The sequence below is a fragment of the Flavobacterium sp. ARAG 55.4 genome, assembly GCF_051846875.1.
Lineage (GTDB): Bacteria > Bacteroidota > Bacteroidia > Flavobacteriales > Flavobacteriaceae > Flavobacterium > Flavobacterium plantiphilum.
In genome coordinates this window covers 12,670-38,258 of record NZ_JBPYCT010000001.1, presented here as the reverse complement: position 1 = coordinate 38,258, position 25,589 = coordinate 12,670, and the positions used below count along the sequence as shown (strand labels likewise).

Annotated in this window: 22 protein-coding genes and 1 pseudogene; 9 read left to right on the top strand and 14 right to left on the bottom strand. The window is 34.4% G+C overall.

Features of this window, described 5'->3' with window-relative positions:
* Positions 1-10 precede the first annotated feature (10 nt).
* The 6 genes from ACSV4D_RS00185 to ACSV4D_RS00160 are packed head-to-tail and all read left to right on the top strand — an operon-like array spanning position 11 to position 6,259.
* Positions 11-1,006 (top strand): stage II sporulation protein M, encoded by a 996-nt coding sequence (locus tag ACSV4D_RS00185; RefSeq protein WP_439226704.1) that lies wholly within the window; start codon positions 11-13, stop codon positions 1,004-1,006.
* A complete protein-coding gene (locus ACSV4D_RS00180; protein WP_439226703.1) occupies positions 972-1,928 on the top strand; it encodes a hypothetical protein in 957 nt (318 codons plus the stop codon). The genes ACSV4D_RS00185 and ACSV4D_RS00180 overlap by 35 nt, the downstream gene beginning before the upstream one ends.
* Before the next feature lie 16 nt (positions 1,929-1,944).
* The gene (locus ACSV4D_RS00175; protein WP_439226702.1) at positions 1,945-2,676 is read left to right on the top strand and encodes a DUF4129 domain-containing protein; all 732 of its coding nucleotides are present in this window, start codon (positions 1,945-1,947) and stop codon (positions 2,674-2,676) included.
* Positions 2,677-3,873: a DUF4350 domain-containing protein gene (locus ACSV4D_RS00170; RefSeq protein WP_439226701.1), complete on the top strand. Its 1,197-nt coding sequence runs from the start codon at positions 2,677-2,679 to the stop codon at positions 3,871-3,873.
* A complete protein-coding gene (locus ACSV4D_RS00165) occupies positions 3,873-4,880 on the top strand; it encodes an AAA family ATPase (RefSeq protein ID WP_439226700.1) in 1,008 nt (335 codons plus the stop codon). The genes ACSV4D_RS00170 and ACSV4D_RS00165 overlap by 1 nt, the downstream gene beginning before the upstream one ends.
* Before the next feature lie 47 nt (positions 4,881-4,927).
* Entirely contained in the window at positions 4,928-6,259 is a 1,332-nt protein-coding gene (locus tag ACSV4D_RS00160) for a DUF58 domain-containing protein (protein ID WP_408080808.1), read from the top strand.
* A 13-nt stretch (positions 6,260-6,272) separates the two neighbouring features.
* Here ACSV4D_RS00160 and ACSV4D_RS00155 read toward each other — a convergent pair whose 3' ends face one another.
* The gene (locus ACSV4D_RS00155; RefSeq protein WP_408080807.1) at positions 6,273-6,716 is read right to left on the bottom strand and encodes a nucleoside deaminase; all 444 of its coding nucleotides are present in this window, start codon (positions 6,714-6,716) and stop codon (positions 6,273-6,275) included.
* A gap of 242 nt (positions 6,717-6,958) precedes the next feature.
* Here ACSV4D_RS00155 and ACSV4D_RS00150 point away from each other — a divergent pair, with 242 nt between their 5' ends.
* Positions 6,959-8,740 (top strand): 1-deoxy-D-xylulose-5-phosphate synthase, encoded by a 1,782-nt coding sequence (locus tag ACSV4D_RS00150; protein ID WP_439226699.1) that lies wholly within the window; start codon positions 6,959-6,961, stop codon positions 8,738-8,740.
* 37 nt (positions 8,741-8,777) lie between these two features.
* Positions 8,778-9,875, top strand: coding sequence for a DUF3078 domain-containing protein (locus tag ACSV4D_RS00145; protein ID WP_439226698.1), 1,098 nt, complete (start codon positions 8,778-8,780; stop codon positions 9,873-9,875).
* A gap of 4 nt (positions 9,876-9,879) precedes the next feature.
* Here the strand turns inward: ACSV4D_RS00145 and ACSV4D_RS00140 are convergent, their stop codons facing one another.
* A complete protein-coding gene (locus ACSV4D_RS00140; RefSeq protein ID WP_439226696.1) occupies positions 9,880-11,226 on the bottom strand; it encodes a deoxyguanosinetriphosphate triphosphohydrolase in 1,347 nt (448 codons plus the stop codon).
* A 116-nt stretch (positions 11,227-11,342) separates the two neighbouring features.
* Here ACSV4D_RS00140 and ACSV4D_RS00135 point away from each other — a divergent pair.
* Positions 11,343-11,474: pseudogene (locus tag ACSV4D_RS00135) on the top strand (hypothetical protein); the annotation flags it as partial.
* A gap of 70 nt (positions 11,475-11,544) precedes the next feature.
* On the opposite strand, the gene ACSV4D_RS00130 reads toward ACSV4D_RS00135, so the two are convergent.
* The 12 genes from ACSV4D_RS00130 to ACSV4D_RS00075 form a co-directional block, all read right to left on the bottom strand.
* Positions 11,545-11,772: a hypothetical protein gene (locus ACSV4D_RS00130; RefSeq protein ID WP_408080802.1), complete on the bottom strand. Its 228-nt coding sequence runs from the start codon at positions 11,770-11,772 to the stop codon at positions 11,545-11,547.
* A 42-nt stretch (positions 11,773-11,814) separates the two neighbouring features.
* The gene (locus ACSV4D_RS00125; protein ID WP_439226695.1) at positions 11,815-13,230 is read right to left on the bottom strand and encodes an efflux transporter outer membrane subunit; all 1,416 of its coding nucleotides are present in this window, start codon (positions 13,228-13,230) and stop codon (positions 11,815-11,817) included.
* 132 nt (positions 13,231-13,362) lie between these two features.
* Entirely contained in the window at positions 13,363-16,527 is a 3,165-nt protein-coding gene (locus ACSV4D_RS00120; protein ID WP_408080800.1) for an efflux RND transporter permease subunit, read from the bottom strand.
* An 11-nt stretch (positions 16,528-16,538) separates the two neighbouring features.
* On the bottom strand, positions 16,539-17,681 hold the full coding sequence (locus ACSV4D_RS00115; protein ID WP_439226694.1) for an efflux RND transporter periplasmic adaptor subunit: 1,143 nt from the start codon (positions 17,679-17,681) through the stop codon (positions 16,539-16,541).
* Positions 17,682-17,894: 213 nt separating this feature from the next.
* A complete protein-coding gene (locus ACSV4D_RS00110) occupies positions 17,895-18,473 on the bottom strand; it encodes a TetR/AcrR family transcriptional regulator (RefSeq protein ID WP_439226693.1) in 579 nt (192 codons plus the stop codon).
* 175 nt (positions 18,474-18,648) lie between these two features.
* Complete coding sequence (locus ACSV4D_RS00105) at positions 18,649-19,398, bottom strand: SDR family oxidoreductase (protein WP_408080797.1); 750 nt, start codon at positions 19,396-19,398, stop codon at positions 18,649-18,651.
* A gap of 75 nt (positions 19,399-19,473) precedes the next feature.
* Positions 19,474-19,761, bottom strand: coding sequence for an ArsR/SmtB family transcription factor (locus tag ACSV4D_RS00100; protein WP_408080796.1), 288 nt, complete (start codon positions 19,759-19,761; stop codon positions 19,474-19,476).
* 187 nt (positions 19,762-19,948) lie between these two features.
* Positions 19,949-20,278 carry a hypothetical protein gene (locus tag ACSV4D_RS00095; protein ID WP_439226692.1) on the bottom strand — a complete coding sequence of 110 codons (330 nt, stop codon included), beginning with the start codon at positions 20,276-20,278 and terminating at the stop codon, positions 19,949-19,951.
* Positions 20,279-20,432: 154 nt separating this feature from the next.
* Positions 20,433-20,927, bottom strand: a complete 495-nt coding sequence (locus ACSV4D_RS00090) for an RDD family protein (protein ID WP_439226691.1) — start codon at positions 20,925-20,927, stop codon at positions 20,433-20,435.
* Between the two features lie 196 nt (positions 20,928-21,123).
* The gene (locus tag ACSV4D_RS00085) at positions 21,124-23,520 is read right to left on the bottom strand and encodes a ribonucleoside-diphosphate reductase subunit alpha (RefSeq protein WP_408080788.1); all 2,397 of its coding nucleotides are present in this window, start codon (positions 23,518-23,520) and stop codon (positions 21,124-21,126) included.
* Positions 23,521-23,623: 103 nt separating this feature from the next.
* Positions 23,624-24,613, bottom strand: coding sequence for a ribonucleotide-diphosphate reductase subunit beta (locus ACSV4D_RS00080; RefSeq protein ID WP_408080786.1), 990 nt, complete (start codon positions 24,611-24,613; stop codon positions 23,624-23,626).
* 252 nt (positions 24,614-24,865) lie between these two features.
* Positions 24,866-25,444, bottom strand: a complete 579-nt coding sequence (locus tag ACSV4D_RS00075; protein WP_439226690.1) for a DUF3109 family protein — start codon at positions 25,442-25,444, stop codon at positions 24,866-24,868.
* Positions 25,445-25,589: the final 145 nt, after the last annotated feature.

The window sequence follows — 25,589 nt, the reverse complement described above, 5'->3', positions numbered from 1 at the left end:
TTTAGCCTCAATGAGAGAAGTTGCATTCATAAAACAAAACAAAGAAAAATGGCTTGAATTTGAACAGGCAATTTTTGGTAAATCTAAGAAAAATCCTGATGAAATGGCAAGCTTGTACATTCATTTGGTAAATGATTTATCTTATGCACAAACTTATTACCCCAAAAGTAAAACGGTAATCTATCTGAATTATTTGGCTTCTCAGATATATCAAAAGATTTACAAAACCAAAAGGGAAGATAAAAATCGTTTTATACATTTCTTTTCAGCCGAAGTACCTCTTTTAGTCTATCAATACAAACGCTATCTGTTGTATGCCTTTATTTTGTTTTTTTGCTGCGTCAGTATCGGAGTTGTTTCTGCTAAATATGATCAGGATTTTGTACGCCTTATTCTGGGTGACGATTACATAAATATGACTTTGGAAAACATAAAAAAAGGCAATCCGATGGCAGTTTATAAATCCGGCGGGAATGTGGGGAGTTTCATTGGGATAACACTCAATAATTTATATGTAGGAACCCGTTGTTTTATTTATGGCGTTTTTCTAGGAATTGGGACCTTTACTGTTTTATTACAAAACTCTATCATGCTCGGTGCTTTCCAGTATTTTTTTCACCAGCAGGGTGTTTTTTGGGAAAGCGTTCGCGGTATCTGGATTCATGGCACAATGGAAATTTTTGGGATGGTGGTAGAAGCTGCATGCGGTTTCATATTAGGCGCATCTATTTTATTTCCTAGAACTTTTTCCAGAATGAATTCCTTTAAAATTGGTTTCAAAAACAGTCTTAAAATTTTTCTGAGTACTATTCCTTTCACCATTGCAGCTGGATTTCTGGAAGGTTTTATCACCCGGTATTCCATTGAAATGCCAGTCTGGCTGAGTGTCTTTATTATCATTTCAACACTTTCCTTTATTGCTTTTTATTATTTAATATACCCATTTATTATTAACAAAAAAATAAATCTAAATGATGTTTCAGCTTCACAAAAACCGTTCGTTTAGCACTTATATTAATGATACTTTTCTGTTTTTCAAAATGCACGGAAAAAGCTATTTTAAAAACTATTTCATTATAAACGGTGCCTTGCTGTTGCTATTAATTGCAATTGTATTTTTTGGTTTTCAGTTTTACTTTCAGACGCTGTTTTCTAATTTAGGCAACCCCGGATTAGATTCGAACCCAATGGTAAATATGCTTACTGACAATGTCGGTTTTATTGCTTTTTTTGCCATACTTATAATGGTTTTATTTTTCTTTATTTCTGTTTTACAATATGCATTTCCGGTAATTTATTTTGATTTATTTGACAAAAAAAACAATGATGATATCGAACCTTCGGAAATACTCCAGAGTCTGAAACAGAAATCTTTTAAAATTTTTAAATTCTTTATCGCATTAGTATTTATAATAACTCCCATAATAGTTCTCATTTTTGGACTCAACATCCTTTTATTTTTCATAATCATAGGAATCCCATTGTTTTTTATCACAGCTCCGGCTGCCCTTAGCTGGGTAAACATTAGTTTTTATCATTATCTGAATTCAACTGACAGATTGTTTCCTTCTCTAGCTGTAGGTTTTAAATATTTAAAACAACAGTTCTGGACCAATGTAGGATCAACAATGATTATGATAATTATTATTCAGATTGTAATGACCATTTTTACCACAATACCGTATCTGTTAGGCATGGTAAATATGTTTACCGATTTTTCACCTCAGTCCGGACCAATTAATCCCGAACAATTTTCGGCACTGCCTATGTTAATGACAGTTGTAATGGTTATTTCTCTTGTTGCCAATTATATTCTCAGCAATTTAATTATTGTCAATCAGGGGCTAATTTATTACAGCCAGAAAGAAACGGAAGAGAATACTTCGGCTAACCATTCTATAGACTTGATAGGTAGTGATAGTGAATAAACTAATCTTATTTTTTTTGTTGATAACAGGTATTTGTTCCTGGTCGCAGGATTCTTTGGCTGTAGCCAAAAGCAGCACTATGTCTATCAATGAAAAAGAAATCCTAGTTGACAACAGTATCATTAAACCGCTGAAATTTAATCCGGAGTATAAAAAAAGCTATCAGTCGTCTGATTTTATTTATGATGTAAAAATTGCCGAAAAAGGAATTTGGGATCGCTTTTTAAATTGGTTATCATTTTGGTTTAAAAAGATTTTTGGGCTCCCTGACATGGATGTTTCAGGAAAATATGTTAATCTGACTTTAAAAACTATTGCAATACTTATCATAGTGTATGTTATTTATAGTATTGTGAAGCTCATCCTCAATAAAGAAGGACAATGGATTTTTGGGAAATCAACTGCTCAAAAAATCCTGAAATATGATGATATAGAGCTAAATCTGAAACATATAGATTTTGAAAATTTAATAAAGGACACCTTAAAATCCGGGGAGAAACGATTAGCTATCCGATATTATTATTTATGGTTACTCAAAAAAATGTCCGAGAAAAATGTAATCGACTGGAATCCTGAAAAAACAAATTCAGATTATCTGTATGAGATAAAAAATGAAAGCATTAGGAATGACTTCGGTTATGTGTCTTATTTGTACAATTACATTTGGTACGGAGAATTTGACCTGGACGAAATCACTTTTGAAAAAGCAAAAAAAACATTTGAAAAAACGTTACAATCCATCTCATAAATGAACAATACCATTAAAATATATATTGTTTTTTTCATCTTATTTTTAGCAGGAATTGTTTATATTGACGCTGTTAAGCCCAAACCTGTAAACTGGTTTCCCTCTTATGATTTAACCGAAAAAATTCCTTTTGGACTCTATGTTTTTGACAAAGAATCTACCGGTTTATTTAAACAAAACAAAATCCAAAAAGTAATAAAAACACTCTATGAATTTTTTAACAGCAAAAATGCTTTAGTCGATGTAGCGTACGACTACCGCGGAACTATCTTTTCTGTCTCTGAAAATTACAACTTAGACAGCAAATCAGACAAAGAACTTTTTTATTTTGTCGGTGATGGCAATACCGCTTTTATAAGCTGCAAAGATTTTCCTGAAACGCTAATGGACAGTTTAAATTTCAGCATTAACTCCAGTTTAAAATTATCTGACACGGTAAATGTGTGGATGGCTAATAAAAATTTAGGTTGTGAAAAATACAATTTAAATATTGGAGCCGGGAATATTTACTTTTCAGAAATAGACACCCTGACAACAACCGTTTTGGGGTATCAGGGAAAAGACGATAAAAAAGAAATTAATTTTATAAAAGTGCCTTACAAAGAAGGTTATTTTTACCTGCACACACAACCGGCCTGTTTTGCAAATTATCATTTATTAAAAAGCAATCATTTTGAATATACCGAAAAAATTCTTTCTTATATCCCTGAAGGTAATCTTTTCTGGTTAGTAAAAGGCCAAAATGGAGAAGTTATTTCTAATTCTCCTTTGCGCTATATTTTGAGTCAGCCTGCTTTAAAATGGGCCTGGTTACTGTTCCTTTCCGGCATGCTGCTGTTTATGATTTTTAATGCTAAGAGGAAACAGCGTATCGTTCCTATCGTGAAACCATTAGCCAATACAACAGTCGATTTTACAAAGACTATTGGTAATTTGTATTATCAGGAAGGCGATCATCAAAATATTATCAATAAAAAAATAATTTATTTTTTTGAAAAAATAAGGAATGAATATTTAATTGACACTACTGTTTTAGACGAGAATTTTGAAAAAAAATTACAACTGAAAACAGCTAAAAGCATGCAGGACATTAAAGAGCTGGTATGGCTAATTAAACGTCTGAATGATCCTTATTACTTATGTGTTGAAGAAGATTTAATTGAAATTAATAATGCAATAGAAAAAATTATCAGCTAATGGAAAATACAGAAAACAGCCATCCGGATTCAGAAAATGTAACCTTTGAATCCCGATTAGATTTAGGAGCATTAAGCGAAAGCATTCAAAAAATAAAAAAAGAATTAGAAACCGTAATTGTGGGTCAGCATAAAATGATTGATCAGTTGCTGGTTGCTATTTTATCCAATGGTCATGTTTTAATCGAAGGCGTTCCCGGAGTTGCTAAGACCATAACTGCTAAAATTCTGTCAAAAACACTCTCAATAGGATTCAGCCGCATCCAGTTTACACCGGATTTAATGCCATCGGACATCTTGGGAACATCGGTATATGATTTAAAAAAATCCGAATTCGAATTTAAAAAAGGACCTGTTTTTTCTAACCTGATTTTAATTGACGAAATCAATCGTGCTCCGGCCAAAACGCAGGCTGCTCTTTTTGAAGTTATGGAAGAACGCCAGATCACTATGGACGGAACAACATATACATTAGAAACACCATTTATTGTTTTAGCGACACAAAACCCCATAGAACAGGAAGGAACCTATCGTTTACCCGAAGCACAATTAGACCGTTTTCTGTTTAAAATCAACATTGATTATCCGGTTCTGGATGAGGAAATTATAATTTTACAAAGAGAGCATTCTCTTCAGAATCACGGAAAATTAGATACTATTGCCAGCATTATTTCGGCGAGTGAAATCAACAGCTATCAGGCTTTAGTAAAACAAGTACTGGTAGATGCAAACCTGATTGAATACATTGCTAAAATTGTGGTGAATACCCGCGAAAATGCATTTTTATATTTAGGTGCTTCTCCACGCGCTTCTATTGCAATCCTGAATGCAGCCAAAGGTTTTGCTGCTATCAGAGGCAGGGATTTTGTTACTCCGGAGGATATTAAAGAGGCCGCAATTCCCGTATTGCAGCACCGGGTAATTGTTACTCCTGAACGTGAAATGGAAGGGTTAACGAGTGTCGAAATCATTAAACAAATATTAGAAAACATTGAAATTCCCAGATAAATAAATTTCAAAAAAAATCCTTTTACAAATCATAAGTGCTATAAATATTGAACTATTTTAAACAATTTTATATCAATCTGCTGTTCTTCTATTTGCTGGCAGGCATAATAGGGATATTTTGTCTGTCGTTTATATTTCCAGCTTTGTATCAGGCTGCGGAATATATTCTGCTTGCTTTAATGTGCTTTTTCGTTTTGGATTTTATCATTTTGTTTCTGACAAAAAACGGAATAGAAGCACAAAGAATAACGCCCGAAAAATTATCTAACGGTGATGAAAATCCAATAATCATTAGCATTAAAAATTTCTATGCTTTTAGTGTTTATGCTAAAGTAATTGACGAAATTCCCTTTCAGTTCCAAATCAGAGACTTTGAAATTAAACGAAAAATAAAAAATGCTTCAGTTGATGATTTTCAATATTATCTCAGACCCACAGAACGCGGTGAATATCATTTTGGAAATTTAAATATTTATATTTCTTCTCCATTAAAGTTGCTTTCTAAGCGCTATATTTTCAATAAAGATGTAATGGTTCCGGTCTACCCTTCTTACATTCAGTTAAGAAAATACGATCTGATTGCTTTTTCTAATAATTTGTTTCAGTACGGGGTTAAAAAAATAAGACGACTGGGACATACAATGGAATTCGAACAAATTAAAGAATATGTTCCCGGTGATGATATCAGAACCCTGAACTGGAAAGCTACTGCCAAGAAAAACAGTTTAATGGTGAATCAGTTTCAGGACGAAAAATCCCAAAATATTTATATGGCAATTGATAAAGGGCGTACGATGAAAATGCCTTTTAACGGAATGAGTCTGCTTGATTATGCTATAAATGCCACTTTAGTGATGTCTAATGTGATTCTGAAAAAACAAGATAAAGCCGGTATGTTTTCTTTTTCTAAAAAAGTAGAAAACCGTGTCGTTTCAGAAAAAAGAACGTTGCAAATGCAAAAAATTCTGGAAAATCTCTATAAAATTAAAACGGATTATTTTGAAAGTGATTATTCCAGACTCTATGCGGACATCAAAAAAAACATCAGCCAGCGAAGTCTGATTATTTTGTATACCAACTTTGAAACATTAGATAGCCTCCACCGTCAGTTACCTTATTTAAAAGGAATTGCAAAAAGCCATTTACTGGTAGTCGTTTTTTTTCAAAATACCGAATTGAATCAGATAACCACTAAAAAAGCAGAAACAATCCAGCAAGTCTACGACAAAGTCATTGCTGAAAAGTTTATTTTTGAAAAAAAGCTTATTGTAAACGAACTTAAAAAATACGGAATTCATTCGGTTTTGACACAACCCGAAAATCTGACCTTAGACACCATTAACAAATATCTTGAAATTAAGGCCAGAGGAATATTATAATCGTTTACAAAAATTATTTTCTCCTCGAAACAAAAAAATGTTTCATCAAATCAGCAGCTTCATTTGCCATGATTCCTGAAACCACAGTAGTTTTAGGATGTAGTTTTGTTCCCAGAGTCATAAAACCACGTTGTTCATCACGGGCACCAAAAACAATTTTAGAAATCTGACTCCAGTATAAAGCTCCGGCACACATCTGGCAAGGTTCCAGAGTTACATACAGCGTACAATCTTTTAAATATTTCCCGCCTAAATAATTTGCAGCAGCAGTTATCGACTGCATTTCGGCATGAGCAGTAACATCATGAAGCATTTCAGTCAGATTATGACTGCGGGCAATGATGGTATTATTGACTACAATAATTGCTCCTACAGGAATTTCGCCTTTCTCAAAAGCCTTTTCGGCTTCCTGCAAAGCCTTTTTCATAAAATATTCGTCGGTGAAAATATTTTCCATACAGCAAAAGTACGATTTTGAAATAATTTTCGGGAGCTTAAAATTAAGATCTAAATCTCTTGCAGCAATTGTTATGGCGTTTTTTCAATTTGAATCTTGAAATTTTAGCAAGACGAATAAACAATAACAGTATAATTTAAAATCGTTTTATAATGCCTTCCTGCTTTAAAATTCAATTCAATCTGCAGATACAAAAACAGATTTAAATTTAAAACCGTAAATTTGCTTTTTTAGAATTCCTAATGAAAAGCAGTCTACTCCAAAATATCAATTCTCCTTCTGATTTACGTGTCCTTGACGAAGCCCAACTTCCTCAGTTGGCTCAGGAATTACGCAATTTTATTATCGATATCGTTTCAGTAAAAGAAGGACATCTGGGTGCGAGTTTAGGAGTGATTGAATTAACCATTGCTTTGCATTATGTATTTAACACACCCGATGATGCTTTAATATGGGATGTGGGCCACCAGGCTTACGGACACAAAATCCTAACGGAAAGAAGAGATAATTTTCATACTAATCGGCAATTAAACGGAATTTCAGGTTTTCCCAAAAGGAGTGAAAGTATTTATGATGCCTTTGGCGTAGGTCATTCCTCGACTTCCATTTCGGCCGCACTGGGAATGGCAATTGCATCAAATCTGAAAGGAGATTTCGAAAAACAACACATTGCCGTAATTGGTGATGCTTCGATAGCTTCAGGAATGGCTTTTGAAGGACTGAATCATGCCGGAGTGACTAATGCCAATTTATTAGTCATTCTCAATGATAACGCCATCGGAATTGACCCAAGCGTCGGTGCTTTGAAAAACTATCTTACGGCGGTAAAAGAAGGCAAAAATCCCAGACAAAATAATATAATTAAATCCCTGAATTTTAATTATTCAGGACCAATTGACGGCAACGATATTTTTGCAGTAACCAAAGAATTAAAGCGTTTACAAAAAATAAAAGGACCTAAATTTTTGCATGTAATTACTAAAAAAGGAAAAGGATTACAACAGGCAGAAGAAAATCAGGTCGTCTATCATTCTCCCGGAAAATTTGATCGCTTGACCGGTGAAATTATTCCAAAATCAGAAGCGGATCTACCTCCAAAATATCAGGATGTTTTTGGTCTGACTATTTTAGATCTGGCAAAAGCCAATGAAAAAATTATAGGTATCACACCTGCAATGCCTTCAGGAAGTTCATTAAAATTTATGATGGATGCCTTACCGGAACGCGCTTTTGATGTAGGAATTGCCGAGCAACACGCAGTAACCCTTGCCGCCGGAATGGCAACACAGGGGATGACTGTTTTTTGCAATATTTATTCTACTTTTTTACAAAGAGCTTATGATCAGGTCATTCATGATGTGGCTTTGCAAAATTTAGCTGTAATATTTTGCCTGGACAGAGCAGGATTAGTAGGTGAAGACGGAGCAACACACCATGGCGTATTTGACATTGCTTACTTACGCTGCATTCCTAATCTGATTATTTATGCTCCTATGAATGAAATAGCATTACAAAACATTATGTATACCGCTCAGTCAGGACTGGAACATCCTATAGCTATCCGTTATCCCCGAGGTCGCGGTGTAATTCCTGATTGGAAAAAAGAATATTTTGGTCACTATCAAAAAATTGATATTGGGAAAGCTTTTTGTATCAAAAATGGAAGTAAAGTAGCCGTTTTATCGAGCGGAACCATAGGAAACAATGTAAAAATGGCGCTGAACGAGATAGAAAATCCTGAAAAAATTGCCCATTTTGATTTTGCATTTGTAAAACCTTTAGACGAGAAATTATTACACGAAATATTTCAAAAATTCAAATTCATCATTACAATTGAAGATGGCACAGTTATTGGTGGTTTCGGAAGCGGAATTCTGGAATTTGCAGCTCAGAATAACTACCGGTCCAATATTAAAACATTAGGAATTCCGGATGAGTTTATTGGACAAGGAACTGTAAACCAATTACAACAATATTGCACAATTAGCGTTGAAACACTAAAATCACTCTTTTTGAGTTATTAAAACAAGAAATTTGCTGACATTAAATACCGATTCAATAATGAAAGTACAAAAACAAACTCTTCTTATTCTGTTATTACTATTTATTACTGGGACCAGTAGTTTTTCGCAGGTTGTTAAAGATACAATTGTTGCGGATTCCATTGCTACAGATTCAATCCCTAAAATAATACTTCAGCCGGTATTACATGATAATTTTTACAGAAAACCTTCTCCTCCTAAATTAAGATACACTATTGCAAGAACGGTTAAACTTCCTGAAATTATAAAAATAGAACCACATTACTCACACTGGCACGGCAAAAACATTTTAGGATTTGACATTTCCGAAATTGCGTTTGTAAACTGGAGTGCGGGTGGTACCAGTTCTATTTCAGGATTACTCAAAGGAGATTTCAACCGAACTTATGAGAGAAAATACATGAAATGGGTGAACGAACTCAGTATCAGATACGGAATGAATAAACAGGACGGTGTTGAAGTTCGTAAAACCGACGATGCTTTTCGGTTTAATTCTACTTTTGGATACCGAAAAAACCCTGAAAGCAACTGGTTTCATTCGGGAAAACTTAATTTTAACACTCAGCTGACTAACGGATACAAATATCCGAACAAAGACAATCCTATTTCACGACTCTTTGCACCGGCATATCTGTTTTTAGGAACCGGAGCGGAGTATAGCAAGAAAAATAAAGATTTTGTTTTTTACGCTTCTCCTTTTACTTATAAGGCAACATTAGTGTGGGATCAGGATTTAGCTAACAATGGATCTTTCGGTGTCGAAAAAGCGATTTATGATGAAGACGGAAATATTGTCAAAAGAGGAAGAAGAGCTAAAAATGAAGTCGGTGTACTGATTACAAATCATTACAAAAGTGAAATTTCCAAAAATGTGATTTTTGTGAGCAATGTGAGTCTCTATTCAGACTACATTAACAAATTTGGAAATGTCGATGTAGACTGTGATTTAGCTTTAAATTTAGTCGTAAATCAATATGTAAAAGCAAATATTGGTGCCCGTATTTTATACGATGATGACATCAAAAACAAAACAGAAATTGATGGCGTTGAGGTTACCGAAGGGCCTAAAACCCAGTTAAAACAGGTTTTAGGAGTAGGTATTACATATGCTTTTTAAGCCATTATCTTTTTTTGGTACCATTAATGGTCTCATATAATTCTAATGCATTTCCATCTGTAAGCAAGGATACGTAGTGACAAATGTGCAGCAAACGATCATATAGATTCTCTTTTTCCAGATGGTGTTTTTCCGGCAATAATTTTAATATTAACTTATCATAATTAGAAGCTGTACCATTAAATGTATTGTCATAAGCAGTAATAAATTTATCCAGTAAAGTCTGTATAATCTGATAACCTACTAATTCTTTTTCAATGACTTCACGGCTTTGATAAATTTTGTCAATACTAATTTTGATAATGTCATCCATCTGAGCTTTGTATTTGCTTTTGTCCATTAATGCAAATGGAAATTGCCCTTTTAAAATAGCCTCTTCATTAGCGATAAACACTTTTACGGCATCATTTATCAGGCTGCTTATCGCTAATGCCCTTAAATAACTTATACGGTCTTCTTTAGTTTGTAAAGTTTTATATTTGGAAGTATTAATACTGTCTTTTACTAATTTAATCAAATATTCCAAAGCAAAATCTTCGGAAACCAAACCTAAATTTATACCGTCTTCAAAGTCAATGATGGTGTAACAGATATCATCTGCAGCTTCAACTAAATAAGCCAGCGGATGTCTTTCAAAACCAATATCCTCACCGGATTTATTGGGAATCAAACCCATATCCTGAGCGGCTTCTTTAAAAAAAGCAGCATCAGCCTGAAAGAAACCATATTTTTTATCGGAGATATTTCGGGTAGGTTTTTTGGGCAAACTCTCCTTTGGGTATTTCATAAACGCACCCAGAGTAGCGTAGGAAATGCGAAGCCCGCCCTCAATTCCCGGACGGCTTGAAGTCATCACCGAAAAACCATTGGCATTTCCTTCAAAATCAATTAAATCCTGCCATTGTTTTGGGCTCAGATATTCCTGGTATTTTTTTCCTTTTCCAATAGAAAAATATTCTCCTATAGCTTTCTCTCCGGAATGTCCAAATGGAGGATTTCCAATATCATGCGCTAAAGATGCTGCGGCAACAATAGCTCCAAAATCATTCATGTGAAATCCATGAATATCTTTTAAATACGGATATTTTTCTATAATTTTTTTTCCAACCAAACGTCCTAAAGACCTTCCCACTACCGAAACTTCCAAACTATGCGTTAATCGGGTATGTACAAAGTCAGTTTTAGAAAGCGGAATTACCTGGGTTTTATCCTGTAAACTTCTAAAAGCAGCCGAAAATATAATACGATCATAATCTACTTCAAATCCTAAACGGGTGTCATCCTGTTCAATTCGTAATCGTTTACTTGTATCGCCTTGTTTTTTTAAAGATAAAAGTTGTTCCCAGTTCATTTTGATTTTATATTCAAATTAAAAACTCAAAAATACATTTTATTTTAAGATTTTATAAGGTAAATGCGAGGAAACACAATCACATCAAAAAAAGTAGATTCTGAGATTTTCATGCTGATCAGTTATGGGTTAATCCGGATTGCGGTTTAAAAACGCGTCATTGGGAAGAAACTAAAAAAGCGTTGATCGAAATGGTAAATGGCGCTAAAAAAATGCGTATTGCTGCCAAAAATACTGTTCTTGCTTAATTTTTTTTTATTATTCAAAACCCTGGCTGAATTATATTCGACCAGGGTTTTTGCATTTATTGATACCTGATTACAAAGCCATCTGATTGTATTTAATTTGATGTTCCATAAAAATTAACTGGATTTCTGAATAAGACAAATTCGAATTTTCGATAGAAATCAGACTATTCTTTTCCTGCTTTTTAAATTTCAAAATAGCATTGGGACTTAAATTTAAAAGATCATAAGTAACCCAAAATTTCTGATACACAGAGTTAAGATCGGTATTAAAAAGATAATTATTAAATTTTGAATTCATTTTTTACTGCTTAAAATTATTTAAAAAATAGTTATAAACCGGTTATTCCCATCCACCACCAAGAGCACGATACAATTCGACATTTGACGACAAACGTTCCTTTTTTATTGATGCGAGTTCCAGTTCTGCAGCCAAAAGGTTTCCTTGCGCAACAATCACTTCAAGATAAGTAGCCATTCCGCTTTTAAAAAGCAAATCTGCATTTCCAATTGCTTTTTGAAGCTTTTCAACGCGTTGTTTTGCAATAGCATATTGTTCTTCCTGCTTGTTAATTTTTGCCAGAGCATCAGATACTTCCTGTACCGCAACTAAAAAGGTTTGTTTAAACTGCAAGATTGCCTGTTCCCTTTGAACCTTAGCCACTTCATATTGGGTTTTTAGTTTTTTACCGTTCAAAACCGGAGCTGTTAATCCACCTGTTACTGATCCAAATAAAGAAGCCGGAATATTAAACCAGTTGTTAAACTCAAATGAGTTCACACCGGTTACGGCAGTGATATTCAAAGCCGGGTACAAACTTGATTTTGTAATTCCAACTTTTGCATTCGCCATTTTTAACGCCAGTTCAGCACTCTTAACATCCGGTCTTTTTTCCAACAACTCAGACGGAATCCCTGCTGAAAGATTTTCTTTGACAAGAATTGTGTTTAGTTTACTTTCCCTTTCTTTAGCATCCGGAAAACTTCCTGATAAAACACTTAAAGCATTTTCCTGAATTTCTATATCCTGCTCTAATTTGGGAATTAACTGAGCCGCTACTAATCGTTGTGCTTCGGTTTGATCTTTTGCCAGCGAGCTTAACTGACCGGATTCAAACTGTAAATTAACAATGAAGAGCGTACTGTCATTTAGAACCAACGTTTTTCTGGCAATTTCCAGCTGTGCATCGAGCATAAGCAAATCATAAAACCCTTTTGACACTGTAGCTACAATAGTAGTTTGCAATGCTTTTTTAGCTTCGGCTGTTTGCATAAATTCAGCTAGAGCACTTTTTTTCTGGTTTTTTATTTTACCCCAAATATCCGCTTCCCAAGATAAATTTAATCCGGCTGAAAAATCTTCCAGGTGTTTTTGTCCTAAAAACTGAGAGGTACTTAATCCGTTCAGACTATTATCGGAAAGACGGTTCGTTACTGCCGTAGCATAGGCATTCAGCTGAGGAACATTTCCCCATTTAGCCTGCTTAAATTTCAAGTTGGCAATTGCTATATTTTGCTCCGCAATTTGTAAATCGTTATTTTTTTCTAATGCAACATCAATAAGCTTTACTAAATCAGGTTCTTCAAAAAAAGATTTCCATTTAATATCCGCACTACTTGTGGTATCAGCAGTCTTTTGATTCCTGAAATTCTCAGGAAGTGCCTCTTTGGGAGCTTCAATATCCTTTGAAACGGTACAGGATAGTATTGTGAGAATCAAAATGGCGACCATCACAATTTTAGTTATATATTTTTTCATTTTATAAATTGTCATTAAATTTCTGTACAAGTATCTTTTCTGCTTTCTAAATCTTTAGAAATCCTGTACGATATATAGCCGATGCCAATAATGACGGCCAGCAGAATTGTCGTTATAAAATTTTCCATTTTTTTATTTTTCTTCGTTATGAATTACGGCTATCGGTTTTCCGGTAACTTTTTCCTGTAAATGCTGGAATACGATGAATAAAACCGGAATGATTAATAACCCCAGAATTACTCCTGAAACCATACCTCCCGCAGCGCCAATACTAATGGAATGATTTCCCTGTGCAGACGGTCCTGTAGCACCCATCATCGGAATTAATCCTACTACAAAAGCCAGTGATGTCATGATAATAGGACGCAAACGTAGTTTAGCCGCCTCTATTGACGCTTTGACTAATGCTTGTCCGGATTTTCTTTTCTGAACGGCAAATTCAACAATCAGAATCGCATTTTTGGCAAGCAATCCTATAAGCATTACCAATGCCACCTGTACATAAATATTATTTTCGATTCCTGTTAAACCTATTGCAGCAAATACTCCAAAAATTCCTGCCGGAATAGAAAATATAACTGCTAATGGCAAAATGTAACTTTCATATTGTGCAGCAAGTAAAAAGTAAATGAATATCAGACACAATAAGAAAATAGTTGCCGACTGCCCTCCGGATGAAATCTCTTCCCTGGTTTGTCCTGAAAATTCATAGGCATAACCTGCCGGCAGTTGTTGTGCTGCAACTTCTTCAATCGCTTTAATGGCATCACCTGAACTAAATCCAGGAGCAGGTATAGCATTTATCGAAATAGAGTTGAACAAATTATATCTAGAAGCGGTTTCTGAACCATAAATACGACTTAGTTTTACCAATGTGTTGATAGGAACCATTTCGCCATTGTTATTTTTCACAAAAACTCTGTCAATAGATGACGGATCGGCTCTGTCATCAATATCAGCCTGCACAACTACTCGGTAATATTTTCCAAATCGGTTAAAATCAGATGCCTGGGCACTACCAAAATATGCCTGCATGGTTTGTAAAATGTCTTTTACTTTCACTCCCAATTGATCAGCTTTTTCATCGTTGATATCCAATTGCAATTGCGGATAATCGGCTTTGAAAGAGGTAAAGGCAACTGCAACTTCTGGACGTTTCATTAATTCGCCAATAAAGGTTTGAGAAATTCCACTGAATTTATCCAGTTTACCGCCGGTTTTATCCTGCAACACCAAATCTAAAGCTTCCACATTACTAAATCCGGGAACAGTAGGAAAACTAAATACGAAGAAGCTTCCGCCTGAAATTGCACCTAATTTACCACGAACCTGATTCATAATTTCGTCGATGTTTTTCACTTCGCCACGCTCTTCATTTGGTTTCAACAATACAAAAACAACCGCTGATGACGGACTGGTAGAATTAGTTAATAAATTAAACCCTGAAATAGCAGTAACATCTCTTGAAGCATCTAATTTGCTCAAAATATTTTCAGCTTCTGTCATTACTTTCTGTGTTCCGTCAAGCGAAGTTCCCGAAGGTGTGTTAACTGCAATGGCAATAAATCCCTGATCTTCTGTCGGGATAAACCCGGCCGGCGTTGTTTTTACCATTACAATTGTAGCAATAGTAATTAAAGCCAATCCTCCCAAAGAAACCCATTTGTTACGAATTAAGAATTTTAATCCACCTATATAACGGTTGGTCAAGGATTCGAAACTATTATTGAATCCGGTAAAGAATTTCTCTTTAAAACCTGGTTTGGTATAAGGAATATTTCCATCATGTGGTGCGTGATTATCTTTTAAAAATAAAGCCGCCAATGCTGGACTCAATGTTAATGCGTTTACAGCTGAAATTACAATCGCAATAGCCATTGTAAAAGCAAACTGACGATAGAAAACTCCGGTCGAACCTTCCATAAAACCAACCGGCAGGAATACAGCGGCCATTACCAGCGTAATTGAGATAATAGCTCCCGTAATTTCATGCATCGCTTCATGTGTGGCTATTTTTGGAGACAGATGTTTGTGCTCCATTTTGGCATGCACCGCTTCTACAACCACAATAGCATCATCCACCACAATACCAATTGCCAGAATTAAAGCAAAAAGTGTTAATAGATTAATCGAAAACCCAAATAACTGCATGAAAAAGAAGGTTCCTAAAATAGCTACCGGAACCGCTATGGCCGGAATTAAAGTAGATCTAAAATCCTGTAAGAAGATAAATACCACTATAAATACTAATAGAAAAGCTTCTAATAAAGTATGTTTTACCTGATCGATGGATTGATCCAATGACACTTTGGTACTATAAAAAATATTATGCTTGATATCTTTTGGAAAATCCTTCGAAGCTTTCTCCATTAATTTATTAATAGCAATCTGAATATCATTGGAGTTAGATCCAGCCAACTGAATAACACCAATTACAATTCCTTTTTTACCGTTCAAACGTGTTAAACTGTTATAAGAGTAAGCACCAAGTTCCACTCGGGCAACATCTTTTAATCGAAGTACAGAACCATCAGCATTCGATCGTATAGCAATATTTTGATAATCTTCCGGTTTAGTAAGTTTTCCTTTGTATTTGATTACGTATTCAAAAACCTCTTTACTTCGTTCTCCAAATTTACCTGGAGCAGCTTCCAGACTTTTGTCCTGAATTGCTGCCATCACTTCATTAGGCGTTACATTATGTGTCGCCATTTGAGTTGGATTCAGCCAAACCCGCATCGAGTAATCTTTTACACCACCAAAAATACTGGCAGAACCTACACCCGGGATACGTTTGATTTCAGGGATAATATTAATTTGAGCATAATTGGCAACAAAAGTCTGATCGTATTTAGCTTCGTCATCAGTATACATACCAATCGCCATGATGAAACTATTTTGTTGTTTGGCGGTGATCACTCCTTGTTGCACTACTTCGGCAGGCAATTGACTGGTGGCTTGTGCAACTCTGTTTTGCACGTTAACCGCTGCTTGGTCGGCATCAGTGCCTAGTTTAAAGAAAACGGTAATGGCTAAAGTTCCATCATTACTGGCGGTAGAACTCATGTAAGTCATGTTTTCTACTCCATTTATAGATTCTTCCAGTGATGGTGCTACAGAACGTAAAACTGTTTCGGCATTTGCTCCCGGATACACTGCTGTTACTAAAACCGAGGGAGGTGCAATATCAGGAAACTGTTGTAAAGGCAATTTTGTAAGTCCAAGCACCCCGAGAATGACTAACAATATGGAGATAACCGTTGCCAGTACAGGTCTTTGTATAAATATTTTGAACATTTTTATAAAAATTATTTTTTAGTAATGATTTGCGCAACCTCAACAGCTGCTTTTTGAGGCTGAATTTCCTGTCCTTCCTGAAGTTTATCAATGCCGCTTAATACAATTTGGTCTCCGGATTTTACTCCCTCACTAACCAGATAGTTTGTGCCGCTTTTACCAATAATGCTGACAGGCATTTTACTTACTTTATTTTCTTTGTTTAAAGTGAAAACAAATACTTTATCCTGCATTTCAATTGTTGCTGATTGTGGTATCAAAATAGCATCGTCATGATTGATTCCTAAACGAATTTTCCCCGTATTTCCGGAACGCAAAGTTCCGTTTGCATTTGGGAAAGTAGCTCTCAAAGTAATGGCTCCGGTAGTTTTATCAAACTGACCGTCTACCATATCAATTTTTCCGGATTTTGCATAAGCATTATTATCCGCAAGAATCAAGGTTACAGGAGGCAGATTTTTAATTTTATCTCCAATTGTATTACCATTATATTGTGATTTGAATTTGATAAAATCAGTTTCGCTCAATGAGAAATAAACAAAAACCTCGTGTACATCCGAAAGAGTTGTTAAAGGTTCAATATCGGTAGCAGAAACTAAACTTCCCTGCTTTTTAGGCAGCCTGCCTATGTAACCGCTAACCGGGGCTATCACATTCGTATATCCTAAATTGATTCTGGCTGATGCTACCATCGCTCTTGCCTGCTCAATATTGGCTGCAGCAATTTTTTGAGAAGCTTTAGCTGTTTTTAACTGATAATCTGAAACTACTTTGTTTTGCACTAAAGGAGCTAATTTATCTACTTCTAACTGAGCATTAATCAAAGCTGCTTCTGCAGCATGAAGACTGGCCAGAGCATTGTTTAACTGTTCACGAAAAGGACGCTCATTTATTTTAAATAAAGTCTGCCCTTTATTTACGTAAGCACCTTCGTCTACTAAAACACGGTCAAGATTTCCGCTTACCTGCGGACGAACTTCCACATCTACAGTTCCCTGAATTGAAGCAGGATATTCGGTTTCAGTAGTCACGTTTTCGTTAATAATACTTAAAACAGGTAACTTAGGTGCTTCAGGAGCTGGAGGAGCTGCATTCTTATCGGCGCAACTGATAAAAAACAGTGCTATTAGGCTTAGAAAAGTAACTTTTTTCATAATGAAGATTTGATTTAATTTGGTAATTACTATTGTTTTTGGAATAATCGTTTCAGAATTCATGCTGTTTTTAATTAATATTAATGTTTGTTGTATAATCACTTATTCTGAAATAAACGTTTCAGAATCAATGCTGTAATTTAAAAATGATGCTTTTAGTATGTATTGTTTTCTGAAATAAACGTTTCAGAATTCAGATAAAAAAAAAGGAAATTATTTAAATATGTTTTTAATCAGAAATTCTGACATTTTTTTGATTTTTATTGGGTTGCCATGAAGGATATAGGATTGCTTCCATCCTGTGAAAGAAGTAACAATATATTCTGCCATTAAAGCGGCATCTTCTGAATCATCCATTTCACCATCATCCATTGCTTTTTGAACCACGGTAGCTATAAATTCGATAAAAACATCATTGTTTTTACTCATTTGATTGCGAACACTACAATCATCGGGAGCTATTTCAAAAATTGTTTTCATTCCCAAACATCCTTTATCACAATCAACAATCCAATCTGCTTTATCAGTAATAATTTTAATCAGTGCCTCTTTAGCTGATGGATATTTAGCCACTTTTTCTTTTACTTCAGTCATCGCATTATCAAAATAATTGCTGATGCACTTCATAAACAATTGGTGTTTGTCGCCGATGGTGTTGTATAAACTGCTTCTGTTAATCTGCATAGCATCTACGAGATCCTGCATTGAAGTAGCATTATATCCTTTTTCCCAAAAGACATTCATTGCTTTTTCAATTTTTTCCACTTCGTTAAATTCTACACAGCGAGCCATATGAGTTTAATTTACATTTTGCAAAGATATAATTATTTTTGAAACAAGCGTTTCAGAATACGATTTTTATTTAAATTTTAAAGGAGAACATCCGTTCTGGGCTAAATTTCCCCGGATGTTTCATCCTCTTGAAAAAAAACTATTTATAATTATGATGAAAGTATTGATTTTATAGTTACAGTGTTGCTGCACCTCCATCAAGTAACAACTCACCTCCTATCATAAATTTAGAATCATCGGAAGCCAGGTAAAGAAATCCTGCTGCTATTTCTTCTGAAGTTCCTAACCGTTTAGCCGGAATTCCTGAAGCCAAATGATTTTTAGTTCCGTTTACTTCTTCTTTTGAAGCCCCGTTTCTTGCAAAGAGTGGTGTATCAATTGGTCCGGGCGAAAGTACATTTACACGAATATTTCTGTCTAATAATTCTGCCGATAAAGTTCTTGCTAACGAACGAACAGCAGCTTTTGATGCCGAATAAGCTGCCAAAGTAGCAAAACCTTTATGAGCAACCGTGGATGCTGTAAGAATAATTGAAGCCCCGTCATTCAGATAGGGTAATGCTTTTTGTACACTAAAGAACACACCTTTAAAGTTGATATCGCTCGTCTGATCAAACATCTCTTCGGTAAAATCAGCAAGGGGCGATGCAATAAAAACACCTGCATTAATCACTAATACGTCAATTTTTCCAAAAGTATCTTTTACAGCCAAGTAGCTTTTATCAATGTTTTTGATATCCGAAACATCACTTATGACTCCGATTGCTGCATTTCCTATTTCAAAAACCGCTGCATCAATGGTAGCTTTATTACGTCCTGTTATGGCAACTTTAGCTCCTTCTTCAGCAAATAATTTAGCTGTTGCTAATCCGATACCGCTGTTCCCTCCTGTAACAACAGCAACTTTGTTTTCTAATTTTTTCATTTTTTGCATTAACAATTTAATTATTATAAGTATTTAAATATCTAAATATTTCGATTTATATGGTTAAAAAAAAGGCTAAAAGCCTAAATTCGCAATATACCGGCTATAAGCCTCGCACATTTCTTTATTGATAACAAACTTCAGATTCCGTCCTTCTTTTTCTGACAATAACAATTCAGCTTCTACTAATTGTTTCAAATGATGAGACATCGTTGATTGTGCCAGATTAAAACATTCAGAAACTTCACAACACTGCATAAAATCTTTACGCTTACTAATCATATCCAGTATTTTTAACCGATAAGGATCTCCTAACGCTTTGGATATTTTTTCTACCTGTTTTATATTTAATGGGGTAATCATGAGGCAAAGATAATAAATAAATCGATTTATTTCGATATTTATATTTAAAAATATTTTCAAACAAGAATTAACGGATAAAAACAATATACGGAACTTACAATAAAATATTTGCTATTCCCTGAATCTACACCATCGAAAAAAGGATTAAACTGTTTTCAAAATAATCTATTTTTCTCTTTTGAGAATTTTAGAAAACAGTATTTTTTTTCAGTTTACTGAATGAAATACTGTTAAGATATTTTAAAAAACAACTCTTATTTTCTAAAAAAATTGTTTTATACAAATTACTTTTATACTTAAAATCCTTTTTAATATTTAAAAACATATGTTTTTGCAAGGCATTCATAAATAAACTATCTGCAATAAAAAGGCGGTTGAATTCTATAAAAAAAGCGACTACAAAAACCTCTATATTACTAGCCTGTCTGGAATACATAATCATATCATTTGTACATACAGCATACATTAAACGAATAATAGCCGTACCTGTATTTTTTATATACTGAATTGCTTTCATAACTATTTCATTTAGTACTAATACAAATGTAAATTAGAAAGGGCTCTGACTATTTATACTATTTCAGGATAGTTTTATGAAATTCTGAATAAAATAAAAAAACAGCCATGAGAACAATAGCTGTTTTAAACTTTAATATTTATACTTCAACATTTTACATCACATCCGTAATAAGTTTATTTTGATTTTTTCTGACATTAAGCAATTCTCTCTTCTTAACCACATAGGTTTTTGAAAAAACATCATGCCAGCCTCTGGGAACAGACCCCAAAAAAGAAAACACTTCAAAAGGAATAAAACGACAACAGCTTCGGATAAAAAAGGTTTTTTTAGCAGGCTTAGATCCGTCACTGTTTACAACTATTGTATGAGTAATTAATTTTGCAATAGTACGGGAAAAATACATCTCAGTAAGCCAATAATACAAAAAGGCAATTATTAAAGAATAAACACCTATTTCAGATTTGCTCATATTTTTAACCCAATTGGATAATTCAAAATTATCTACAGCAAGTGCAATTAAAATAATTGTAGTTCCTAAACTCAGGATTAAAATATAAATAAATATTAAATCAACAAACCAATTCAGAAAGCGCTGAAACTGGGTTGCCTGCAAATTATCTGTTATTATAAATTTTTCATTTTCCATAAACAATATATTTAGTATTATAAAAAATCACGATTAATGTCTATCTCAAATATAGCAAATAATCAGTAGAATAACCAATAAAAACTGACTAAAGCAACCACTTTAGCACTAATTCATTTTTAAACAGAAATAAAAAAAACAGCCATCAAAGCGATGGCTGTTTAAAAAATATTGTGAATTAATAATTAAACTTTATTTATGCTCCGCACATTTCGCAGTCTTCCGGACCGCCAGCCTGTGCCTGTAAAATCATTTTTTTATAATCGTCAATATTAATAGATTCCGTTTTAATCTCTTCATTAGCCACAGGGGTTTCCTCTTTTTTATCATTATTTAAGGTAAACTTAATCGCATCTACAGCTGATTTTGTTCTTAAATAATACATTCCTGTTTTCAATCCTGATTGCCATGCATAGAAATGCATTGATGTCAATTTAGCATAATTAGCATCCTGCATAAACAAGTTTAATGATTGTGACTGGTCAATAAAATACCCTCTTTGACGGGACATATCAATAATGTCTTTCATAGACATTTCCCAAACGGTTTTATACAATTCTTTCAGGTCTTGAGGAATCACATCAATGTTTTGAACTGATCCGTTGTGACGCATGATTTCTTGTTTCAGACTTTCATTCCACAATCCGCGTTCAACTAAATCATGTAATAAATGTTTGTTTACCACAATAAACTCACCTGACAATACACGACGTGTATAAATATTTGAAGTATAAGGTTCAAATGCTTCGTTGTTTCCTAAGATTTGAGAGGTAGAAGCCGTAGGCATTGGCGCTACTAATAATGAGTTACGCACTCCATGCTCCATTACTTCTTTTCTTAATGAAGCCCAATCCCAACGCCCGGATAATTCTTCGTCTTTTAATCCCCATAAATTATGTTGGAATTCTCCTTTAGAAATTGGAGAACCTTCATAAGTTGAATAAGGTCCTTCTTCTTTTGCCATTTCCATAGAAGCGGTTACAGCAGCAAAGTATAACGTTTCAAAAATTTCCTGATTCAGTTTCTTAGCTTCATCACTTGTAAACGGCATACGCAACATGATAAAAGCATCGGCTAACCCCTGAACACCTAAACCTACCGGTCTGTGACGAAGGTTAGAATTCTCAGCTTCCTGAACCGGATAGTAATTTCTGTCAATTACTTTATTCAGGTTTCTGGTAACACGTTTGGTAACATTAAATAAAGCTTCATGATCAAATTTTCCGTTCTCCACAAACATTGGTAATGAAAGCGAAGCCAGATTACAAACAGCAATTTCATCCTTAGACGTGTACTCCATAATTTCGGTACACAAGTTAGAAGAACGAATTGTTCCTAAGTTCTTTTGGTTCGATTTACGGTTAACTGAATCTTTATACAACATATAAGGAGTTCCTGTCTCTATTTGAGATTCCAGAATTTTTTCCCATAACTCACGTGCTCTGATAGTTTTTCTACCTTTTCCTTTAGCTTCATAATCTGTATACAAAGCTTCAAATTCTTCTCCGTATACATCATACAATCCAGGACATTCATTAGGACACATTAAAGTCCATTGTCCGTCTTCCTGTACACGTTTCATGAACAAGTCCGAAGTCCACATTGCGAAGAATAGATCTCTGGCACGCATTTCTTCTTTTCCTGTATTCTTTTTCAAATCTAAAAATTCGAAAATATCGGCATGCCATGTTTCGATATAAATCGCAAAACTACCTTTACGTTTTCCTCCACCCTGATCTACATAACGAGCCGTATCGTTAAATACTCTCAACATTGGAACAATACCGTTGGAAGTTCCGTTAGTACCACGAATATAAGAACCTGTAGCACGAACGTTATGAATAGAAAGTCCAATTCCTCCCGCCGATTGCGAAATTTTAGCCGTTTGCTTCAACGTATCGTAAATTCCGTCAATACTATCATCCTGCATTGCCAAAAGGAAGCATGAAGACATTTGAGGTTTCGGTGTCCCTGCATTGAATAATGTTGGAGTAGCATGTGTAAAGAACTTTTTAGACATCAGATCATATGTTTCTAAAACAGCAGTTAAATCATCTAAATGAATCCCTACAGCTACACGCATTAACATATGTTGTGGTCTTTCAACAATTTTACCGTTTATTTTTAACAAATAAGAACGTTCTAATGTTTTGAAACCAAAATAATCATAATTAAAATCTCTGGTATAAATAATATGCGAATCTAAAAACTCTGCATTTTCCTGTATTACTTTAAAAACCTCATCCGAAATTAACGGAGCTTCCTGACCGTTTCTCGGATTCACATAATGATACATTTCGGTCATTGTTTCCGAAAATGATTTTTTTGTATTCGAATGTAAGTTAGAAATTGCAATTCTCGCAGCCAACTGAGCATAATCCGGATGTGCAATTGTCATCGAAGCCGCAGTCTCGGCAGCTAAATTGTCTAACTCTGACGTAGAAACTCCATCATATAATCCTTCGATTACTCGCATTGCCACTTTTACGGCATCCACTAAATCATTTAAACCATAGCAAAGTTTTTTAATTCTTTCTGTGATTTTGTCGAACATTACTGGCTCTTTGTGGCCGTCTCTTTTTACTACGTACATAAGTTTTTTGGTTTTGTAAAACAGAAAATCCCTTCTCTGCTTTGGGTTATTTGTAATCTTTGTTTTGCCCGTGGGCGATAAAGCATACCGCTTTTATTTTATATTAAAAATCAGCGTCGAAAGAAATTTTCTGAGCATCAGAATCATTTGCTGTTCCACTGTTTAAAACTCCCGATTTTTGATATTCAGATACTTTTTTCTCAAAGAAATTAGTTTTTCCCTGCAATGAAATCATATCCATAAAATCAAATGGATTGGCAGTATTATATATTCTTTCACAACCTAGTTCTACCAATAATCTATCGGTAACAAATTCCAAGTATTGAGTCATCAAACCAGCGTTCATCCCAATTAAACTTACAGGAAGCGACTCTGTGATAAACTCTCTTTCAATATCTAAAGCGTTTACTATAATTTCTTTGATTCTTTCTTTTGGTACTTTATTCACCAAATGGTGGTTGTGTAAATGCACCGCAAAATCACAGTGAACTCCTTCGTCACGGGAAATTAATTCGTTAGAGAACGTTAATCCCGGCATCAATCCACGTTTTTTCAACCAGTAAATAGAACAGAAAGCACCTGAAAAGAAGATTCCTTCCACAGCAGCAAAAGCAATTAGTCTTTCAGCAAAAGAATCTGACTCTATCCATTTCAAAGCCCAGTCTGCCTTTTTTCTAATAGCAGGAAAAACATCTAAAGCATTAAACAATTCATCTTTTTCTTTTTCGTCTTTTACATACGTATCAATCAAAAGCGAATAGGTTTCACTATGAATATTTTCCATCATAATCTGGAAACCATAGAAAAATTTAGCTTCAGCATATTGTACTTCATTCACAAAATTTTCAGCCAGATTTTCATTTACAATTCCGTCAGAAGCAGCGAAGAAAGCTAAAATATGCTTGATAAAATATTTCTCATCCGAATTCAGTTTATTATTCCAATCATGCAAATCCTGAGACAAATCAATTTCTTCTGCAGTCCAAAAACTTGCCTCCATTTTTTTATACCACTCCCAAATATCATGGTGTTTAATTGGAAATATTACGAAACGATTTTTATTCTCTTGTAAAATGGGTTCAATTTGCGACATTGTAATTCTATTTTTAATGAGATTTAAGGATAGTTTTTTGCTTTTTGAAGCTTTACAAAGATTGTGAAATATTGCGGGAATTAAAAGCCAAACTTATTCACAATACCCCCTAGTTTTTAACAAAGACAGAAAAGACATTCAAATCCGCCAATAAAAATAAACATTTAACAATCAGCTATTTAAAAATTCGAAAACGTTGTAAAAAGCCGTAAAATATAGGATTTAAAAAATAGAAACCAAGAAAAAAATACTTTATTTTATCTTTGTTTTTGCCCATTCCTGAGCAACAATTTCGAGTTCCGAATACCAATCTTCTCCAAATCTCCTGACTAAAGCTTCTTTGACAAATTTATACACAGGAACTTCTAATTCTTTACCTAAAGAACAGGCTGCATCACAAATATCCCATTTATCATAATTCACAGCAGCAAATTCCGTAAAATCTTTTACCCTAATAGGATACAAGTGACAGGAAACCGGTTTTTTCCAGTCTACAATCCCTTCATTATAAGCCTGTTCAATTCCGCAAAGTGCTGTTTTACCGTCAAAAATCACATAAGCACAGTCCTTGTTATCAATTAATGGTGTTTCCAGATCACCATCGGTTCCTTTTATCCAGGTTCCCTGAGCTTCAATTGCAGCGATTCCTTCTTTTCTCAGAAAAGGCTTTACCTTAGGATATATTTCTTCCAGAATTTTAGTTTCTTTTTCATTTAATGGCGCACCTGCATCACCGTCAACACAACAACCACCATGACAAGCTGATAGATTACAAACAAAATTTTTCTCCAATATATCTTCTGAGACTATGGTTTTCCCTAATTGAAACATGACTTGTCTTACTATAATTTATAAAATGCAAAGATAATCAATCTCCAGCATAGAATACCGTATCTGCCTATTAAGAACTATCTGAAATCATAAAATCTGTTTATTTTAACAGTCTGCTGTTAAATTATAAGCTTCTAATGTTAAA

Excerpts from the sequence above, each read along its gene's own strand:
- ACSV4D_RS00150 (WP_439226699.1), top strand. The coding sequence starts at position 6,959 with ATGAAAAGCAGTCTACTCCAAAATATCAATTCTCCTTCTGATTTACGT.
- ACSV4D_RS00085 (WP_408080788.1), bottom strand. The coding sequence starts at position 23,520 with ATGTACGTAGTAAAAAGAGACGGCCACAAAGAGCCAGTAATGTTCGAC.
- ACSV4D_RS00155 (WP_408080807.1), bottom strand. The coding sequence starts at position 6,716 with ATGGAAAATATTTTCACCGACGAATATTTTATGAAAAAGGCTTTGCAG.
- ACSV4D_RS00125 (WP_439226695.1), bottom strand. The coding sequence starts at position 13,230 with ATGAAAAAATATATAACTAAAATTGTGATGGTCGCCATTTTGATTCTC.
- ACSV4D_RS00075 (WP_439226690.1), bottom strand. The coding sequence starts at position 25,444 with ATGTTTCAATTAGGGAAAACCATAGTCTCAGAAGATATATTGGAGAAA.
- ACSV4D_RS00095 (WP_439226692.1), bottom strand. The coding sequence starts at position 20,278 with ATGAAAGCAATTCAGTATATAAAAAATACAGGTACGGCTATTATTCGT.
- ACSV4D_RS00140 (WP_439226696.1), bottom strand. The coding sequence starts at position 11,226 with ATGAACTGGGAACAACTTTTATCTTTAAAAAAACAAGGCGATACAAGT.
- ACSV4D_RS00165 (WP_439226700.1), top strand. The coding sequence starts at position 3,873 with ATGGAAAATACAGAAAACAGCCATCCGGATTCAGAAAATGTAACCTTT.
- ACSV4D_RS00110 (WP_439226693.1), bottom strand. The coding sequence starts at position 18,473 with ATGGCTCGCTGTGTAGAATTTAACGAAGTGGAAAAAATTGAAAAAGCA.
- ACSV4D_RS00105 (WP_408080797.1), bottom strand. The coding sequence starts at position 19,398 with ATGAAAAAATTAGAAAACAAAGTTGCTGTTGTTACAGGAGGGAACAGC.
- ACSV4D_RS00090 (WP_439226691.1), bottom strand. The coding sequence starts at position 20,927 with ATGGAAAATGAAAAATTTATAATAACAGATAATTTGCAGGCAACCCAG.
- ACSV4D_RS00180 (WP_439226703.1), top strand. The coding sequence starts at position 972 with ATGATGTTTCAGCTTCACAAAAACCGTTCGTTTAGCACTTATATTAAT.
- ACSV4D_RS00185 (WP_439226704.1), top strand. The coding sequence starts at position 11 with ATGAGAGAAGTTGCATTCATAAAACAAAACAAAGAAAAATGGCTTGAA.
- ACSV4D_RS00170 (WP_439226701.1), top strand. The coding sequence starts at position 2,677 with ATGAACAATACCATTAAAATATATATTGTTTTTTTCATCTTATTTTTA.
- ACSV4D_RS00080 (WP_408080786.1), bottom strand. The coding sequence starts at position 24,613 with ATGTCGCAAATTGAACCCATTTTACAAGAGAATAAAAATCGTTTCGTA.
- ACSV4D_RS00130 (WP_408080802.1), bottom strand. The coding sequence starts at position 11,772 with ATGAATTCAAAATTTAATAATTATCTTTTTAATACCGATCTTAACTCT.
- ACSV4D_RS00120 (WP_408080800.1), bottom strand. The coding sequence starts at position 16,527 with ATGTTCAAAATATTTATACAAAGACCTGTACTGGCAACGGTTATCTCC.
- ACSV4D_RS00145 (WP_439226698.1), top strand. The coding sequence starts at position 8,778 with ATGAAAGTACAAAAACAAACTCTTCTTATTCTGTTATTACTATTTATT.
- ACSV4D_RS00100 (WP_408080796.1), bottom strand. The coding sequence starts at position 19,761 with ATGATTACCCCATTAAATATAAAACAGGTAGAAAAAATATCCAAAGCG.
- ACSV4D_RS00115 (WP_439226694.1), bottom strand. The coding sequence starts at position 17,681 with ATGAAAAAAGTTACTTTTCTAAGCCTAATAGCACTGTTTTTTATCAGT.